The organism is Streptomyces lancefieldiae (assembly GCF_031845825.1).
GTDB classification, from domain to species: Bacteria; Actinomycetota; Actinomycetes; order Streptomycetales; family Streptomycetaceae; genus Streptomyces; species Streptomyces lancefieldiae.
The window spans coordinates 34723-51525 of sequence record NZ_JAVRFH010000051.1 but is presented as its reverse complement, the minus strand read 5'-3'; the positions used below and the strand labels follow the sequence as shown (position 1 = coordinate 51525).

The window sequence follows — 16803 nt, the reverse complement described above, 5'->3', positions numbered from 1 at the left end:
GTGCGGGGGAGGACGCCGGAGCGCGGGGGAAAGCGGTTCGCGATGTCGTCCACGACCGCGGCGAGCGCATCGGCCTCGGCGAGCACCGTCTGGACGGGGAGCGGGAGGCTGGCGTCGTGGACGGTGTGGACGAGGCGTTCGGCGGCCGTCAGCAGGCGGCGGCGGGCGTGCTCGGCCTCGACCATCCGGGCATAGGCGGGGGCGTGGTGGGGCCAGGGGCAGACCTGGACGAGTGTGTGCAGGTAGGTGGCGGTCAGCCCGCGAGCCTGCTCCCGGCTGGTGGCGAGCACGCGGTCGAGCCACTTGGTGTTCTTCGCGTGCTCGGCGGGGTCGGGTTGCGGCAGAGTGCTGATCGCGGTGTACACGGCGACGTGGGCGGCGGTGGTGAACGAGTCGGCGGTGATGCCGCTCACGTCGTCGAGGCGGCGCGGGTCGAGGCGGAGGGCCCCAGGAGGGCCTGCGGCGCGGCCGCATGAGCGGACCAGATCGGCGAGCGCTCCGACGGACGTGGACCCGTGCCGGACCACCGCGGAGACAGCTGCGGTCACCTCGCCGTCGTCGGTGGTGACGGGCGCGGCGACGGAGAGGGTGTCGGTGGACAGTTGCCGGTCGCTGACTGCGTAGCCGCACGTGCGTGCCTGGGCGAGGACCGCCCTGAGCCGGCCGCTGACGGTGAGCGTGAACGGGGTGTGCCGGGGTACCGTCCGCGCGAGAGCCTCCTCCTGAACGGCTGCCGGTGCGTGAGCGAGCAGCATCAGTCCCGCCGCTGTCGTGGTGCTGCCCAGCCGTCCTCCCACTCGTTCAGCGTGGGCACGGCACAGCTCGGCGCGATGCGTTCGATGAAGACCACCTCGCTTGCGTCACGGACGGCGAGCTGCACGTTCTCACGGACGACGGAGGAGAGGTCTCCAGGTAAGGCAGTGCGCGCTCGCGCAGCCCTTGACTGCGCGGAGCCAAGGACGCGACCTCCCACAGACGCAGCCCGATGCGGTAGCGGCCTTGCGCGCCGCGTTCCAGAGCGCCCCACACGAGCAGGTCCCCCAGCATGCGGTGCACGGTGGACACGGGCAGACCTGATCGCCGGGCCAGCTCGCTCAGGGACAGGTGAGGACGCTGTGCGCTGAAGGCACCGAGGATGCGCAGAGCCCGGCCGATGACGGGCCCTGTCGCGGTGGCGGGCGAGGAACCGGCTTCCTGCGGGGAAGGGGAGAAAGGCGCGCTTCGCAGGGCGTGACGGGTCAAGGCGTGAGTCCTTCCTCGCTACCTGGACGTCCCGCGCTTCACCTAGCTCACGGGCCGTCGCTGAGTGCCTCGGCGTCCAGCGACGCGATTTTGCGAAGGATGTCGACGGCCAGCTTGCGTTCGTCACCGGGAAGCGCGTCGAGCAGTTGCTCGTTGACGGCTTCGGCCGGACGGATCAGGGAGTCGAGTAGTTCGGCTCCCTGATCGGTGAGGCTCAGCAGGGTCCGCCGACGGTCCTCCTCGTCGCGTACCTGACTGACGTAGTGCTGCTCGGTCAGCCGGCGGACGATGTGGTTGACCGTCGAACGGTCCAGTGAGGTAAAGCGCGCCAGGGTGCGCTGGTCGATGCCGGGGTCACGGCTGAGGGCGTTGAGGACGGCGAACTGCTGGGAGGTGATCTCCCTGGACACGTGCCGGTACCACAGGGCGGTGTGCACCTGTTCCGCGCGCCGGATCAGGTGTCCGACGTAGTTGTGCAGTTCCAGTGCGTGCGCCACAGTCTTCCGTCCGTCTGTCGCCGGGGTGGTGTTGGCCGGGTGCCGGCCGGTGTGGGGAGTCTACGAGTGCCGGCACCACCCCGGCGGCGACCGCGTGGTCAGCGGCTGCGGCGGCCGGGGCGCTGGTCGTAAGGAAGGGCACGGGAGCCGTCGACACCGACCTCCAGGCGACCGACCTTCTCGATGTCCAGGACCACGCGGTCTCCGTGGCTGAGCGGTCCCACTCCGGCCGGGGTGCCGGTCGCGATCACGTCGCCCGGGTGCAGGGTCATGACGGAGGAGGTGTACGCGATCAGTTCGCGGACGCCGAAGATGAGGTCCGCCGTGTTGGTGCGCTGCCGGGTGGTGCCGCCGACGTCGCAGCGCAGGTCGAGGGCGTCCGGGTCCGGGATCTCGTCGGCGGTCACGATCCAGGGGCCGAGCGGGGTGAACGTGTCGAAGGACTTGCGGGTGGAGCGGTCCTCGCCGGAGCGGACGGTGATGTCCAGGGCGCAGGTGTAGCCGAAGACGTGGTCCAGGGCTTCGTCCGTGCTCACGTGCGAGGCGGTGCGGCCGATGACGACGCCCAGTTCGCCTTCCTGGTCGGTGCGCTTGTCGGAGTAGGGGAGGAGGATGTCCTGGCCCGGGCCGATGACGGAGGAGTTCGCCTTGAGGAAGACGCCGAGGTCGGCGACCGAGGTGGTGTACTCCATCTCGGCCTTGTGGTCGAGGTAGTTGACCGGTGCGCCGATGATCTTCCCGGGGCGGGGGAGCGGGGCCTCCAGGACGGCTTCGGACAGGGGGATGCGGGGCCGGCCGGCTGCTTCGAAACAGGCCGTCTCCCCGTCGGCGGCCGCCTCGACGTACCGCTGGAGCGCACCGACGGGGCCGGCGGTGTCGGCTCCGGCGACCTGGTCGGTCACGTCGACGAGGTCGTCGCCGTCGACGAGTCCGAGGCGTCCCTTGTTGAACAGTGCCAGACGCATGCTGGCCTCCTTGTGGGTGTCGGGTGGGAGGGTCAGGCGCCGGGGTCGGCGTCTTCGGTGCGGTAGAGGCCGAGGGAGCGCATGACCGGCTCGTCGCTGTAGGAGAAGAGGACGGCGTCCGCGGAGGCCGAGGTGTTGACGTGCCGGTAGGAGGCCCAGCCGGGGACGGCGAAGGTGTCGTGCTCGGACCACTCCAGCCGCTCGCCGTCGACGATCGTGGCGCCCTCGCCGCGGACGACGTTGAAGATGGTCGAGGCCGTGTGGCGGCGGCCGGCTCCCTCGAAGCCCGGGCGCAGCCGCTGGACGCGGCAGCCGATGGTGGGCATGACCGGGCCGCCGGTCCAGGGGTTGCTGTACTCCAGGACGACGCCGTCGACGTCGCTGCCGTCGGCCGTGTCGGCGATGGCGTCCAGGGCGCGTTCGGTCTCCTGCCAGGTGTACCGGGTGACGGGGGAGTTGGGGCCGTCCTGGGTGAGCCAGGCGGGGGTGAGCCGGCCGTGCAGGAACTGGCGGCTTCCGGCGTCGTCGGGCTTGGTCACGGGCTGGAGACGCTGCGGGTACTGCTCGTAGAAGCCGGCCTCCAGGGCGTTGACCAGGGGGTAGTCGAGTGCGTCGAGCCAGATCATCGGCGCGTCGCCCTCGTGGGTGTGGTCGTGCCAGTGCCAGCCGGGAGTGAGCAGGAGGTCGCCGGGGGCCATGAAGACCCGCTCGCCGTTGACGGTGGTCCAGGCGCCGTCGCCTTCGAGGATGAAGCGGAAGGCGTTGGAGGTGTGCCGGTGGGCCTGTGCGGTCTCGCCGGGCAGGATGACCTGGAGGCCCGCGTAGAGGGTGTTGACCGTGGCCGGGGGGTCGGTGAGGCCGGGGTTGACGAGCATGAGGACCCGTCGTTCGGCCTCCTCCAGGGACAGAGCCTTGGAGAAGTGCAGGAGATGCGGGCGGAGTTCGCGCCAGTCCCAGCGGTAGGGGACGGCGCGGCTCTTGGGCTGGGCGGGGAACAAGTTGCCGTAGAAGCGCCACAGTGGGGCGGCTCCCAGGCCCTCCAGGGCCTTGTAGGCGAGTTCGTCGGTTGTCATGGTGTCCTCCTACGCGAGCCGGATCACAGGGCGGGAGCAGGTGCGGGGGTGGGCGTCCACACCCAGGAGATGTCGTCGAACGCCTCGGGGCCGCGCGACGAGAGGAGCATGTTGCGCAGGGTGGCTCCCATGCCTTCGAGGTGGCAGATCTCGCCGAAGCGGCGGGCGTTGGTCTGGACGAGAGTTGCCCGTTCCCGACGCCGGTCCGCGTATGCGGCGAAGGCTTCGGCGGGGTCCGCGCTCTGGCCGAGAGCCTGGCCGAGCGCCACGGCGTCCTCCAGCGCCTGGCAGGCGCCCTGCGCGAGGTACTGGAGCATGGGGTGGGCGGCGTCTCCGAGAAGCGCGATCCGTCCGTGCACCCAGGTGCTGATCGGGGCGCGGTCGTACAGCGGCCAGCGACGGTCACGGGAGACGAGCGGCAGCGCGTCCCGCACGGCCTCGCAGGCGCCGGCGAAGCGCTCCTCCAGCTCGGCCTCGGTGCCCCAGTCGTCGGAATCCGGCGTGTAGTGGTCGCTCTCGAACACGGCGACCTGGTTGTACAGCTCGCCGCGACGTACGGGGTACTGCACCAGGTGCATGCGCGGCCCGGCCCACACCATGACCGCCTCCGAGGCGGCGTGCTGGGACATCCGGCCGGTCATCTTCCCGGTGGGCAGGGCGCCGCGGAAGGCGACGTAGCGCGAGCAGACCGGTTCCCCGTCACCGACCAGTTCCTGGCGCAGCCGGGAGTGCAGTCCGTCCGCGGCGACGACCGCGTCGGCGGTCAGCGGGGCGTGGCCCTCCGCGAAGTGCAGGTGTACCCCGGATCCGTCCTGGTCTGCCTCGGTGACGGTGTGTCCCGTGCGCAGCGTGACGGCGGGGTGCTCCTGACAGGCGGTCAGCAGTGCGGCGTGCAGGTCGGTGCGGTGGGTGACCAGGTACGGGTGCGCGAAGCGGTCGGTGTAGGCCGAACTGCGCAGATCGAGGGAGGTGACCTCGTCACCGGTCAGGGCGTCCATCATGACCAGCCGGGGCGGGGCTACCGCGGATGCCCGGACGGCCGGCAGTACGCCGAGTTCGTCGAGGGCGAGGGAGGCGTTCGGGGCGAGCTGCAGGCCGGCCCCGATCTCGCCGAAGCGGGCGGCCCGCTCCACGAGCGTCACGCGATGGCCGGCGCGGGCGGTCGCCAGCGCGGCGGCCAGTCCGCCGATACCGCCTCCGACTACGGCGATGTGGAGTGGAGAGGTGAGGACGGGCATCTGGCCTCCAAAAGTCAGCTCGGGAGGACATCGGGAGCGGAGGCGGTAAGACCCGGCCGATGATCCGTACACCAATCATTGGTGTACGGAATATATTCCGAGAGTGTTTCCTCCGTGTCAATGGTTTGTGGAGCAACTCTTTCGGCCGCCGGTCGGCGCGCGGCGGAGACGCTGTCCACCTCTGGGGCGGTGCCGGTGCGGGCGGTGATGTCCTCGACGGTGGTCATTCACGTTACGGATGGGATCCATCCGTAACGTGAATGACGGTGAGGGTGGGCAGGGTGGCCCGGCAGGGCGCATGCTCGGACGGGGCCCGTCGGTGCGCTCTCGCTCGACGTCTCTCTCCGACAGCCGGAGATGATCATCGTCTCCGCGGTCGACCCTCCCGTACCGTCGGCCGGAGTTTCGCCGTGCTCGTCTTCCCCGCAGTACCCGGCATCGCTCCCGCACACGCTCCCCACGGCCCCGAGCCGACCCCGTCAGCGCGCGGGAGCCGCCAGCGTCGACCGGCGTACGACCAGTTCCGGTTGCAGCACGACGTGGCGGTGCGTGTGCCTGATTCCGTGGGCCGTGTCCTCGATGAGCAGTCGGCCGGCCTGCCGTCCCATAGCGGATGCCGGTCGTCGCACCGAGGTGAGCGGTACCACGGCGGACGCGGCGAATTCGATGTCGTCGTATCCCACCACAGCGATGTCGTCCGGCACTCTCAGACCGGCCTCGTACAGGGCCTGCAGGACACCGAGGGCGAGCAGGTCGTTGGCACAGAAGACGGCGGTGGGCCGCTCGGGCAGACCGAGGAAGCGGTGCCCGGCGTCCTTGCCGGCCGTCACGGTGAGGGCGTCGCAGGACAGTTCTCTCAGCGCGGTGGACGGCAGGCCGGATTCGCTGATCGCGGTGAGGGCGCCGCGGCGGCGGTCCCTCACCTGCTGGAGGCGGTCGGGGCCGCTGACGTAGGCGAGGGAGCGGTGGCCCCGCTCGAGCAGGTGCCGTACCGCGGCCCGTCCGCCCGCCACGTCGTCGATTCCGACGGAGCATGCCGCGGGCTGGGGCGCGTACTGGTCGGCCACGACGAAGGGGACGGCGTTTCGGCGGAAGGCCGCGACGGTGCGCCCGACTCCTTCGCCGGAGGCCAGCACGGCACCGCGGACCTGGTGCGACGTGATCAGCGACAGGTGACGTGCCGCCTCGGCCGGATCGTGGGCGCCCGTGCAGACCATGACGCCGAGGTCCGCCTCGCGGGCGGCCTGTTCCACCCCGGAGGCGAGCGCGGTGAAGAACGGGTTCGCCATGTCGAGCACCATGACGGCGATCACCCGGGAGGCCCAGCCGCGCAACTGCCGGGCGCCCTCGGCCCGGACGTAGCCGAGGGAGTCGATCACTTCCAGGACGCGCGAGCGCGTTCCCTCGGACACGATCTCGGGCCGGTTGAGGACGTTGGAGACGGTACCGAGCGAGACTCCTGCCTCCCGCGCCACGTCCTTGATGCCGACCCGGGGACGTGGGCGGCCGACAGGTCCGGCCACCGCCGTCGCTCCGCCGGAGCCACGTTCGCGGTGAGCTGGGGGAGTGGCGGTCGGTCGCCGGTCCACGGCCTAGCGTCCCTGCGGAGCGCTGGTGGTGGAGCGCACCACCAGTCGGGGGGTCATCGTGGTCTGCATGGCTCTGTCCCTTCGGCTTTCGACGCGCTCGACGAGCATCCGGGCGGCGGCGGAGCCCATGGTGTGTCCCGCCTGGTCCACGCTGGTCAGTTGCACGGGGGCCAGGGCGGCGAGCGCGGTGTTGTTGTAGCCGACGAGCGACAGGTCCCGGGGGATGCGCAGGCCGAGTTCGTGCGCGGCGCGGTAGACGCCCAGCGCGGCGACGTCCGCACCGGTCATCACGGCGGTCGGTGGACGGTCGGCCGTCAGCAGTGTCATGCCCGCCTTGAAGCCGCCGTCGTCGGAGTAGGCGGTGTGCTGGACTCGCGCGAGCCGGTCGAGTCCGTGCCGTTGCATCGCGTGCAGATAGCCCTCGCTCAGCACGGCCTCCGGTGTGCGCTTCCACTTGTTGGCCCGGGTGCCCGGGGCCGAGACCAGGGCGATGTCACGGTGGCCGAGGGAGACCAGGTAATCGACCACCAGGCCGGCGCCGAGGTCGTCGGCGTCGACGACCGAGTCGTAGGTGTCCGAGGCGTCGTGGTGCCCGATGACCACGGTCGGCGTCGAAGCGGCCGTGTCCAGCACCTCCGCGCGCGGTGTCCCCGGGGCGATGAGGATCAGTCCGTCCATCTGCCGGTCCACCAGGGAACGGATGGTCCTGGCCTGTTCCTCGGGGTCGAAGCCGGCCGCGCCGATCAGCACCGTGTAGTCGGTGTGGCGGAGCTCGTCCCGGATGCCGTCGAGGATGTCGGCGAAGAACGCGTTGCGGACGTTGTCCAGCAGTACACCGATGGTGTACGTCCGGCCGCGCATCCCTCGCGCCGCCGCGTGCGGGCGGTAGCCCAGGTCGTCGATGGCCGCCTGGACCTTCTCCCGCATGGCCTCGCTCACGCCGTAGGCATTGCGCATCACCTTGGAGACGGCGGCCGTGGACACACCGGCGTGCCGGGCGACATCGGTGATGGTCACGCGCTTGTTCGGCTTGGCTGCGGAAGCCCCGTCCATGGTCCACGTCCCGAAGTGAGTAGTCGTAGGTATAACGGTCTACACGTTACTCCCTGCTATCCGTCAAGCCTTTCGTTCATCACCACGGTGTTACCCGCTTGTGTCTTGACGATGGCGGGGCAGCGGTGCAGGGTGTTGCCCACTCGACGTGGAGAACGTTTTACACGCTCTGTCGGGTCGCTGCCCGCGTGCTGCCGGGGCCCTGTACTTCGCCCCTGGCGCTGTTTCCCGCACCTCGCCCGCTCGTCATGATCCTTGGGAGTCCTCCGTGCCCCTTCGTACCTCCCGCGCCCGTCGTGCGCGACTGAGCCTGCTCACCGCAGGCACCGCCTCGTTCGCGCTGCTCGCCACCGCGTGCGGCGGCAGCGGGGCCGGCGGCTCCTCCTCCGCCCCCGAGAACTTCGACTACCTGAGCGTCACCGAGAACACCACCGTGAAGACGGCGCTGACCACCATGTCCAAGGATGCCTGCAAGGCTGCGAACGACGCTCTGCCGCTGAAGGTGGAGACCGTTCCGCAGGCGAGCCTGGACCAGAAGCTCCAGTTGCTGGCCGGCCAGGATGCACTGCCGGTGCAGTTCGCCGCGGGCAACGCCCCCGCGCTCACCCAGGAGCTGGCCAAGTCCGGCAAGGTCGCCGACCTGGAGGCCAAGCTCAAGGAGCTGGGCGTTCTCGACCAGCTGGAGCCGGCCGCCGTCTCCACCATCAAGGCCCTGTACGGCGGCAAGCTCCAGGTACTGCCGTACGAGTACAACATCGAGGGCATCTTCTACAACAAGAAGGTCTTCGCGGACAACGGGGTCAAGGTGCCGGGCACCTGGGCGGAACTGGTGTCGGCCGCGGCGAAGCTGGAGGCGAAGGGCGTCCAGCCGTTCTCCGCATCCGGTCAGCAGGGCTGGCCGCTCACCCGTCTGATCAGCGGCTACCTCTACCGCAGCCTCGGCCCCGACGCCCTGCAGAAGGTGGCCGACGGCAAGGCGAAGCTGACCGACCCGGAATACGTGAAGGCCGCCGAGGAGGTCGCCGCCCTCGGCGAGAAGGGCTACTTCGGCAAGGGCGTCGGCTCCATCGACTACGACACGGCGATGAACCAGTTCCTCACGGGCAAGGCGGCCATGTTCTACATGGGCAGCTGGGCACTGGCGAACATCTCCGACGACGAGCAGAACAAGATCGGCGCGGAGAACACCGGCTTCATGCCCTTCCCGGCGGTGACCGGGGGCAAGGGCTCCGTGGACCAGTACCCGTCCAACGTCGGCCTGGGTATCACCTTCGCCTCGAAGTCCTTCGACAAGAAGACCGGCGACTGGGTGTCCTGCATCGCGAAGCACTACGGCTCCACCGCGCTGAAGGACCACGGCTCCATCTCCGGCTTCAAGGTGAACACCGAGGTCAGGGACGCCAACGCGGTCACCACCCAGGTGCGGGACACCATCAGTGCCTCGAAGCAGAACGTGCTGTGGTTCGAGGCCCTGTTCAGCACCAAGGCGACCACCGTCAGCCAGCAGAACGCGGCGGGTCTGGTCAGCGGCAGCACGAGCCCCGAGCAGTTCATGCAGACCGTTCAGGACGCGCTGGCCGCTCAGTGACCGGCCGGGGGAGGCCCGCACGCTCCTGCCCGCCCCGCCGCGCGCGGGCCGCCCCCCGTCCCTCCGAAGAAAGTGGACACCACCCATGCACCGCGTACTCGGTGACCGCAGGGCCATCGCGCTCCTGCTCGGTCCCGCCCTCCTCGTCTACTCCCTGATCATGCTGGTCCCGATGGTGTGGTCGCTCGGGTACTCCTTCACCAAGGGCAACACGATCAACGGCTTCACCGGCAACGGTGTCGCCAACTTCTCCCGCCTCCTGGACGACCCGGCCGTCCACGACGCCCTGTGGTTCACCCTGAAGTACGCCGTCGTCGTCACCGCCGGGCAGGTTGCCGCCGGGTATCTCCTGGCGCTCCTCTACGTCTTCTTCCTCAAGCGCGCCTCGGCGCTCGTCCGCACCCTGGTGTTCTTCCCGGTCGTGCTGCCCACCGTCGCGGTCGGCCTGCTCTTCCAGAAGTTCTTCCAGGTCGCCCCGCAGACCGGCCCGGTCAACTCCCTTCTCAACGCCGTCGGCATCGACTCGATCGACTTCTTCGGCAGCGCCGGCAGCGCCTTCTGGGTCCTGATCGCCATGGACATCTGGCGCTCCATGGGCTTCTACGCGGTACTCCTCTTCGCCGGTCTCGTCGACATCCCCGACGAGGTCCTGGAATCGGCCCGCCTCGACGGAGCCACGGGACTCAGGCTGGTCCGCCACATCGTGCTGCCGCTGTCCCTGCCGGTCCTGATGTCCTCGCTGATCTTCAGCATCAACGGCACGCTGAAGGTCTTCGACTCGATCGTCGCGTTGACCAACGGCGGCCCCGGCACGGGCACCACCCCGCTGACCCTGTACATGTTCCAGACGTCGTTCACCTACAGCGACTACGGCTACGGCAGCACGATCGCCCTGCTGCTGACCGTCGTGTGCCTGCTGGTGAGCCTGGTCGTCTACCGCGTCTCGCGGCGCGACCTCACGGAGGGCTGAGAGTCATGGCCACCATCGACACACCCGTGAAGACCTCCGCAGACGGCTCCGGGCACGCGCCCGTGCGTGCCCCGCGCGCCCGGCGCGGCCGTCCGGGAAGCCGCCTCTGGGTCAAGGTCGTCGTCGCTCTCCTGCTGGTCGTCGAGGTCTACCCGATGATCTGGATGTTCCTCACCTCCCTGAAGTCCAACGACGACTACCTGAACAACTCCACCTGGAGCCTGCCCACCACCTGGGAGTGGGGCAACTACACCGAGGCGTGGACGACCGGCAACATCGGCCTCTACGTACAGAACAGCCTGCTCGCCGTCGTCCCCGCGCTCGCGCTGATGCTGCTGCTGGGCACCGCCGCCGGCTTCGCCCTGCAGGTCATGGTGTGGAAGGGCCGCAGCCTCACTCTGCTGGTCTTCCTCGCGGGCATGATGGTCCCGCCGCAGATGATTCTGCTGCCCCTGTTCACGGTGTACTTCCAGACCGGCCTGTCCGGCACCCTGTGGCCGCTGATCCTCACCTACACCGGCACCGGCCTGCCCCTGACCGTCTTCATGATGGCCACCTACTACCGCAGCGTCCCCCGCGAGCTGTTCGAGGCCGCCACGATCGACGGCGCCGGCATCCTGCGCGCCTTCTGGACCATCAGCCTCCCCCTGGTGCGCAACGCCCTGCTCACCGTCGGCCTGGTGCAGTTCTTCTTCATCTGGAACGACCTGCTCATCGCGCTGACCTTCACCAACAACCAGGATCTGCGCACCATCCAGGTCGGCCTGCTCAACTTCACCGGCGACTTCGGCGCCACCCAGTACGGCCCTCTCTTCGCGGCCATCTGCATCAACGTCTTCGGCACCCTCGTGATCTACCTCTTCCTCAACCAGAAGGTCATGAAGGGCCTCACCTCGGGAGCGTTGAAGGGCTGACCCGGTCCTCGCCCCGGCCTGCCGTCTCCCCGGCCCTCGGCTCCGGGGAGTTCGCCGCGCCCACCCGTCACGCTCCCGACTGTGCCCACACGTGAAAGAAGGGTCGCCCCTTGCTCCCCCCTCAGCCCTCCCCGGTCAGCTTCGAACACCTGCCGGACGGACTCGGCATCGGAGTCGCCTCCCCCCGGCTGACCTGGACCTTGCCCGCAGGCACCGGCCGCCAGGTGTCGTACGAGCTGGAACTCGAACGCCGTGGCGGCATCCGCCGCACCGGGCGCGTCGACAGCGCCGAGCAGGTCCTCGTGCCGTGGCCCGGCGACCCCCTGACATCCCGGGAACGCGCCACCGTCCGCGTCCGCGTCTGGACCCCCGACGCCGCGGACCCCTCGGAGTGGAGCACACCGAGAGACGTCGAGGCGGGGCTCCTCGACGCCGCCGACTGGCAGGCCGTACCCGTGGGCGCCGACTGGGACGAGGACCCCGAGGGCGAGCGCCGCCCCGCCCGCGTGCGCAAGGACTTCCGCCTTCACCGGCCCGTGGCCCGCGCCCGCCTCTACGTCACCGCCCACGGCCTCTACGAGGTCGAGATCAACGGGCGCCGCGTCGGCGACGAGGCCCTCGCACCGGGCTGGACCGTCTACCCGCACCGGCTGCGCTACCGCACCCACGACGTCACCGCCCACCTCACCGAGGGCGCCAACACCGTCGGTGCCTGGCTCGGCGACGGCTGGTACCGCGGCAGGTACGGCTTCGACGGCGGCACCCGCAACATCTACGGCACCGACCAGTCCCTCATCGCACAGCTGGAGGTGGAGTACGACGACGGCACCACGCATGTCGTCGCCACCGACCGAACCTGGAAAGCGGCGTCCGGCCCGATCCTCACCAGCGGCCTGTACGAAGGGGAGACCTTCGACGCCCGCCTGCACGACCCCGCCTGGGCCACACCGTCTGCGGCCGGCACGGGGGACTGGACTCCGGTCCGCACGGGCACACGAGATGCCGGCACCCTCGTCGCTCCTCTCGGGCCGCCCGTGCGCTGCACCGACGAGATCACCCCGGTCACCGTCACCCGTACCGCCGACGGGCGTCACCTGCTCGACTTCGGACAGAACCTCGTCGGCCGACTCCGCGTATCCGTCGACGGACCGGCCGGCACCACCCTCACCCTGCGGCACGCCGAGATCCTCCAGGACGGGGAACTGGCCACCCGCCCCCTGCGTGAGGCGACGTCCGTCGACACCCTGATCCTCTCCGGTCGAGGGCCGCTCACCTGGGAACCACGCTTCACCCTGCACGGATTCCGCTACGCCGAGGTCACCGGCTGGCCGGGAGAAATGGCGCCGAGTCAGGTGACCGCCCGCGTGTACCACACGGACATGCGCCGCACCGGATGGTTCGAGTGCAGCGATCCGCTCGTCAACCGCCTGCACGAGAACGTCGTGTGGAGCATGCGCGGCAACTTCGTCGACCTGCCCACCGACTGTCCCCAGCGCGACGAACGCCTCGGCTGGACCGGCGACATCCAGGTCTTCGCCCCCACGGCGAGTTTCCTCTACGACTGCGCCGGCCTGCTCGACTCCTGGCTCACTGACGTCGGCATTGAACAGCTCCCGGACGGCACGATCCCCTGGTACGTCCCCGTCATCCCGGGCGAGCCGATGTGGACGCCGATCCACCCCGGCGCCGCATGGGGAGACGTCGCCACCCTCACGCCCTGGACGCTCTTCCAGCGCTACGGCGACCTGGAACTCCTCCGCCGCCACTACCCCATGGCCAAAGCGTGGGTCGAGCTGATCGAACGCCTCGCCGGTCCTACCCGCCTGTGGGACACCGGCGTCCAGTTGGGGGACTGGCTCGACCCGGCCGCCCCACCCGACGACCCGGCCGCGGGCCGCACCGACCGCTACCTCGTCGCCACCGCCTACTTCGCCCACTCCGCACGACATCTCGCCCTGGCCGCAGCGGAGTTGGAGTTCAACGCGGACGCCGAACGGTACGCGGCACTCGCCGCCGAGGCAGCCGACGCCTTCCGGCGCCGGTACGTCCTGCCCTCGGCCCGCCTCACCAGCGACAGCGCCACCGCGTACGCGATCGCTCTCGCCTTCGACCTGTTCACGCCGGAACAGCGCGGACCGGCTGCCGACCGCCTCGCCGAGATCGTGCTCGCCGACGGCGCGTGCATCTCCACCGGCTTCGTCGGCACCCCGCTCATCTGCGACGCCCTCACCGACAACGGTCACCTCGACGTCGCCTACCAGCTGTTGCTGCAGACCGAGTGCCCCTCCTGGCTCTACACCGTGACCATGGGAGCGACCACGATCTGGGAGCGCTGGGACAGTCTGCGGCCCGATGGCACCCTCAACCCGGGCGGCATGACCAGCTTCAACCACTACGCGCTCGGAGCCGTTGCCGACTGGCTGCACCGCGTGGTCGGCGGTATCAGCGCCACCGCCCCGGGCTACCGCCGGCTTTCCTTCCGCCCCCGTCCGGGCGGCGGCATCAGCTGGGCCCGTGTACGCCATGACACTCCCTACGGGACGGCCGCACTGTCCTGGGAGCTCACCGCCACCGGCATGACGGCCGACATCACGGTGCCGGAGGGCTGCACGGCCACAGTGGAACTCCCCGGCTGCGCACCCCTGGCCCTCGGGCCGGGCGACCATGTCCTGGACACCGCGGAACTCGGAGCGGCGGCCTGACCGTCTCCCGTACGCGAAGAGGGACAGCCCGACGCATCACGCGATGTGTCGGGCTGCTATTTGTCTTTCGAATTCAGATCATCCAGGGCGTCGATGGCAGAGAATTCCATCGGTCCGTTCAATTGAAATTTCAGGGCGCTATTAAAATTCCAAGGAAGGAACCTGCTGGTGAGGGCCTATTTTAAAGAGGAGGTTCCGGGGGGTTGACCTTGCATCGGAGGAGGCCATAGTTTCCAGCCTGCTGGGAAGAACTTCGTGGCTGAATGCGGCCGTGGCGCTGAGTGCTCACTGTGGGACGCGGCGAGCACTCTGCCGCCGAGAAGTGAAAAAAGGGAAATGCGATCCCTCGGGGCTCCGCGACCACGCGGCTGCTCCCAGAGCCCCATCGAGCCGGGGCCGGCCGTGACCTGACCCCTCGGCCGGCCCTCACCTCCCCCAACCCGCGGCGGCGCGTCGTACTGCCGCCATCCCAGTCCGGAGAGCCGCTGTGAACCGACGAACGTTCCTATCCGCCGCAGCCTTCACGGCCCTGGCCGCGAGCATGGCCCCCGCGGTCACCGACCGAGCGGTCGCCGCGCCGCGGTCCGTGGCGCAGGACCGGGCCGCCGAACTGCTCGCCCGCATGACGGCCGGCGAGAAAGAGGCCCTCGCACGCTGCGACTTCGCCGCCGTGGCCCACCTCGGCATCCCCGCCCTCACCATGGTCGACGCCTCCGCGGGGCTGCGCGGCGAGACGGGCGTCACCGCCTTCCCCGTGCCGGTCGCCCAGGCGGCCACCTTCGACGAGGCGCTCGCGGGCCGGATCGGGAAGGCCATCGGCACCGAGGGCCGGGCCAAGGGGTACAACAACGCCCTCGGCCCCACCATCGACCTGACTCGCACCTGGCACTTCGGCCGTCAGGCCGAGGCCATGGGCGAGGACCCGGTGCTCGCCGGACGGCTGGGCGCCGCCCTCACCGTGGCCATCCAGTCCCAGCACATGGCGGCCACCCTGAAGCACTTCGCCGCCTACACCCAGGAAGTCAACCGCTTCTTCATCGACACCAAGGTGTCCGACCGAGCGCTCCACGAGTACTACCAGGCGCCCTTCCGTCGGGTGATCGCCGCCGCCCCCGCCGCCTCGGTGATGATGGCGTACCCGAAGATCAACGGTACGTTCGCGACACGGCACACCGGCCTGTTCGACGACCTGAAGAAGGGCATGGGCCTCCAGGGCTACACCGTGCCCGACTTCTGGGCCGGGGACGACCAGGTCGCCGCCGCCCGGGCCGGCATGGACCTCGCCGGGCTCGGCCCCGGCGCTGTCCAGATTCCGGCGGGTTCCCTCACCGGCGGTGCGATACCGGCCGCCCGGCTCGACGACGCGGCCCGGCGCATCCTCGTCACCATGTTCGCGAACGGCCTCTTCGACCACCCCGTCCCCGCCCCGGCGGGCAATGTCAGCACCCAGGCGCACAAGGACCTCGCGCACGAGGCGGCCGTCGCCTCCACGGTGCTCCTTGCCAACCGCTCCGCGGCCCTGCCGCTCACCAGTGCCGTGAAGTCGCTCGCCGTCATCGGCCCGGCCGGGGCCGACACCTTCACCGGCGTGTCCGGCTCCACCTACGTGGACCCCGGGACCTGGACCACTCCGCTCGACGCGATCCGGGCCCGCGCCGGAGGCTCCGTCAAGGTCACCCACGCCCAGGGAACCAAGGGCGACCTCCCCCTCACCACGGTCCCCTCCACCGTCCTGCGCACCCCCACCGGGGCGGCCGGCCTGACGGCGAGCTATTACGCCAGTGCCGACGGCACCGGCACACCGGTCACGACCCGCACCGACACCACCGTCGACTTCACCGCCGCCCCCGTCGAGGGCCTGCCGCAGGTGTGGTCGGCCAAGTGGACCGGCACACTGACCCCGACCACCACCGGCCTGCACCGCTTCTCCCTGCTGCCGTCCGGGACAACCACGCTGAAGATCGACGGCAGGACGGTCGTCTCCGGCACCCGCCAGATGGCCCGCTTCTTCCTCGGCCCCTACGACTACCCGCTCCAGGGAACCGCCGAACTGACCGCCGGACGCGCCGTCACCGTGGAGATCACCTACAACAACGCCACCGCGGAGCCCGGAACGTGCGGCCTGGCCTTCGGCTGGCAACCCGAGTCCCTCATCCCCGCCGCTGTGACAGTGGCCCGCACGGCCGACACCGCCGTCGTCTTCGTCAACCGGGTCGCAGGCGAGGGCATGGACCACGACGGATACGCGCTGCCCGGAGACCAGGATCAGCTCATCAGCGCCGTCGCCGCCGCCAACCCCCGCACGATCGTCGTCCTCAACACCGACGGTCCCGTCGCCACCCCGTGGCTGAACGACGTGGAGGCCGTCGTGCAGGCGTGGTATGCGGGCCGCGGTGCCGGAACCGCCGTCGCCGCCGTCCTCTTCGGCGACAGCGACCCGGCCGGCCGCCTTCCGGTGACCTTCCCCGCCGACGCCACTCAGGGCCCCGGTACCACCCCCGCCACGTACCCGGGCACGAACGGCATCGTCTCCTGCGACGAGGGCATCGCCGTCGGCTACCGCTTCTACGACGCCAGGAATCAGGAACCCCGCTTCCCCTTCGGCCACGGTCTGTCCTACACGACCTTCGCGCACGGCTCTCTGGAAGCCACCTACGACAAGGTCGCCCAGCAGGTCATCGTCGAGGTCACCGTGGCCAACACCGGACGGCGCGAGGGCACCGAGGTCCTTCAGGTGTACGCCACCCTTCCCGCCTCGGCGGCGGCGGAGCCTCGCCGCCTGGTCGCGTTCCAGAAGGTCACCCTTCCAGCGGCCGGTTCCAAGCGACTGAGCCTGACGATCCCGGTCCAGGACCTCAGCGTCTGGTCGTCGGGCGCAATGACGCTCACCCCGGGTGTCTACACCTTCGCGACGGCGCGTTCCTCCCGCGTCGTCACCGCACAGCGTGCCCTCACGCTCGGCTGACCACCGT

Annotated in this window: 13 protein-coding genes; 5 read left to right on the top strand and 8 right to left on the bottom strand. The window is 70.0% G+C overall.

Features of this window, described 5'->3' with window-relative positions; genetic code table 11:
- From RM812_RS33395 to RM812_RS33360, 8 genes are all read right to left on the bottom strand, one after another.
- The coding region (locus RM812_RS33395) for an IclR family transcriptional regulator domain-containing protein (protein WP_311581262.1) at positions 1-797 on the bottom strand (797 nt) is incomplete at its 3' end.
- A 4-nt stretch (positions 798-801) separates the two neighbouring features.
- Positions 802-1242, bottom strand: coding sequence for a helix-turn-helix domain-containing protein (locus tag RM812_RS33390; RefSeq protein ID WP_311581259.1), 441 nt, complete (start codon positions 1240-1242; stop codon positions 802-804).
- A 47-nt stretch (positions 1243-1289) separates the two neighbouring features.
- Positions 1290-1739, bottom strand: coding sequence for a MarR family winged helix-turn-helix transcriptional regulator (locus tag RM812_RS33385; RefSeq protein ID WP_311581256.1), 450 nt, complete (start codon positions 1737-1739; stop codon positions 1290-1292).
- Positions 1740-1837: 98 nt separating this feature from the next.
- On the bottom strand, positions 1838-2704 hold the full coding sequence (locus RM812_RS33380; RefSeq protein WP_311581253.1) for a fumarylacetoacetate hydrolase family protein: 867 nt from the start codon (positions 2702-2704) through the stop codon (positions 1838-1840).
- A 32-nt stretch (positions 2705-2736) separates the two neighbouring features.
- The gene (locus tag RM812_RS33375; RefSeq protein WP_311581250.1) at positions 2737-3777 is read right to left on the bottom strand and encodes a cupin domain-containing protein; all 1041 of its coding nucleotides are present in this window, start codon (positions 3775-3777) and stop codon (positions 2737-2739) included.
- Between the two features lie 23 nt (positions 3778-3800).
- Positions 3801-5015 carry an FAD-dependent monooxygenase gene (locus tag RM812_RS33370; protein ID WP_311581247.1) on the bottom strand — a complete coding sequence of 405 codons (1215 nt, stop codon included), beginning with the start codon at positions 5013-5015 and terminating at the stop codon, positions 3801-3803.
- A 479-nt stretch (positions 5016-5494) separates the two neighbouring features.
- The gene (locus tag RM812_RS33365) at positions 5495-6538 is read right to left on the bottom strand and encodes a LacI family DNA-binding transcriptional regulator (RefSeq protein ID WP_311581244.1); all 1044 of its coding nucleotides are present in this window, start codon (positions 6536-6538) and stop codon (positions 5495-5497) included.
- Positions 6539-6607: 69 nt separating this feature from the next.
- Positions 6608-7657: a LacI family DNA-binding transcriptional regulator gene (locus tag RM812_RS33360; RefSeq protein ID WP_311581242.1), complete on the bottom strand. Its 1050-nt coding sequence runs from the start codon at positions 7655-7657 to the stop codon at positions 6608-6610.
- A gap of 268 nt (positions 7658-7925) precedes the next feature.
- Here RM812_RS33360 and RM812_RS33355 point away from each other — a divergent pair, with 268 nt between their 5' ends.
- From RM812_RS33355 to RM812_RS33335, 5 genes are all read left to right on the top strand, one after another.
- Positions 7926-9245, top strand: coding sequence for an ABC transporter substrate-binding protein (locus RM812_RS33355; protein ID WP_311581239.1), 1320 nt, complete (start codon positions 7926-7928; stop codon positions 9243-9245).
- 85 nt (positions 9246-9330) lie between these two features.
- Positions 9331-10215 carry a carbohydrate ABC transporter permease gene (locus RM812_RS33350; RefSeq protein WP_244789937.1) on the top strand — a complete coding sequence of 295 codons (885 nt, stop codon included), beginning with the start codon at positions 9331-9333 and terminating at the stop codon, positions 10213-10215.
- 5 nt (positions 10216-10220) lie between these two features.
- Positions 10221-11129, top strand: coding sequence for a carbohydrate ABC transporter permease (locus RM812_RS33345; protein ID WP_311581234.1), 909 nt, complete (start codon positions 10221-10223; stop codon positions 11127-11129).
- A gap of 110 nt (positions 11130-11239) precedes the next feature.
- Entirely contained in the window at positions 11240-13831 is a 2592-nt protein-coding gene (locus RM812_RS33340; RefSeq protein WP_311581231.1) for a family 78 glycoside hydrolase catalytic domain, read from the top strand.
- A gap of 487 nt (positions 13832-14318) precedes the next feature.
- A complete protein-coding gene (locus RM812_RS33335) occupies positions 14319-16796 on the top strand; it encodes a beta-glucosidase family protein (RefSeq protein WP_311581228.1) in 2478 nt (825 codons plus the stop codon).
- Positions 16797-16803 lie beyond the last annotated feature (7 nt).

What these genes read in the sequence shown, in the direction of transcription:
- RM812_RS33380 (WP_311581253.1), bottom strand. Translation starts at nt 2,704, where the DNA reads ATGCGTCTGGCACTGTTCAACAAGGGACGCCTCGGACTCGTCGACGGC.
- RM812_RS33375 (WP_311581250.1), bottom strand. Translation starts at nt 3,777, where the DNA reads ATGACAACCGACGAACTCGCCTACAAGGCCCTGGAGGGCCTGGGAGCC.
- RM812_RS33370 (WP_311581247.1), bottom strand. Translation starts at nt 5,015, where the DNA reads ATGCCCGTCCTCACCTCTCCACTCCACATCGCCGTAGTCGGAGGCGGT.
- RM812_RS33360 (WP_311581242.1), bottom strand. Translation starts at nt 7,657, where the DNA reads ATGGACGGGGCTTCCGCAGCCAAGCCGAACAAGCGCGTGACCATCACC.
- RM812_RS33350 (WP_244789937.1), top strand. Translation starts at nt 9,331, where the DNA reads ATGCACCGCGTACTCGGTGACCGCAGGGCCATCGCGCTCCTGCTCGGT.
- RM812_RS33345 (WP_311581234.1), top strand. Translation starts at nt 10,221, where the DNA reads ATGGCCACCATCGACACACCCGTGAAGACCTCCGCAGACGGCTCCGGG.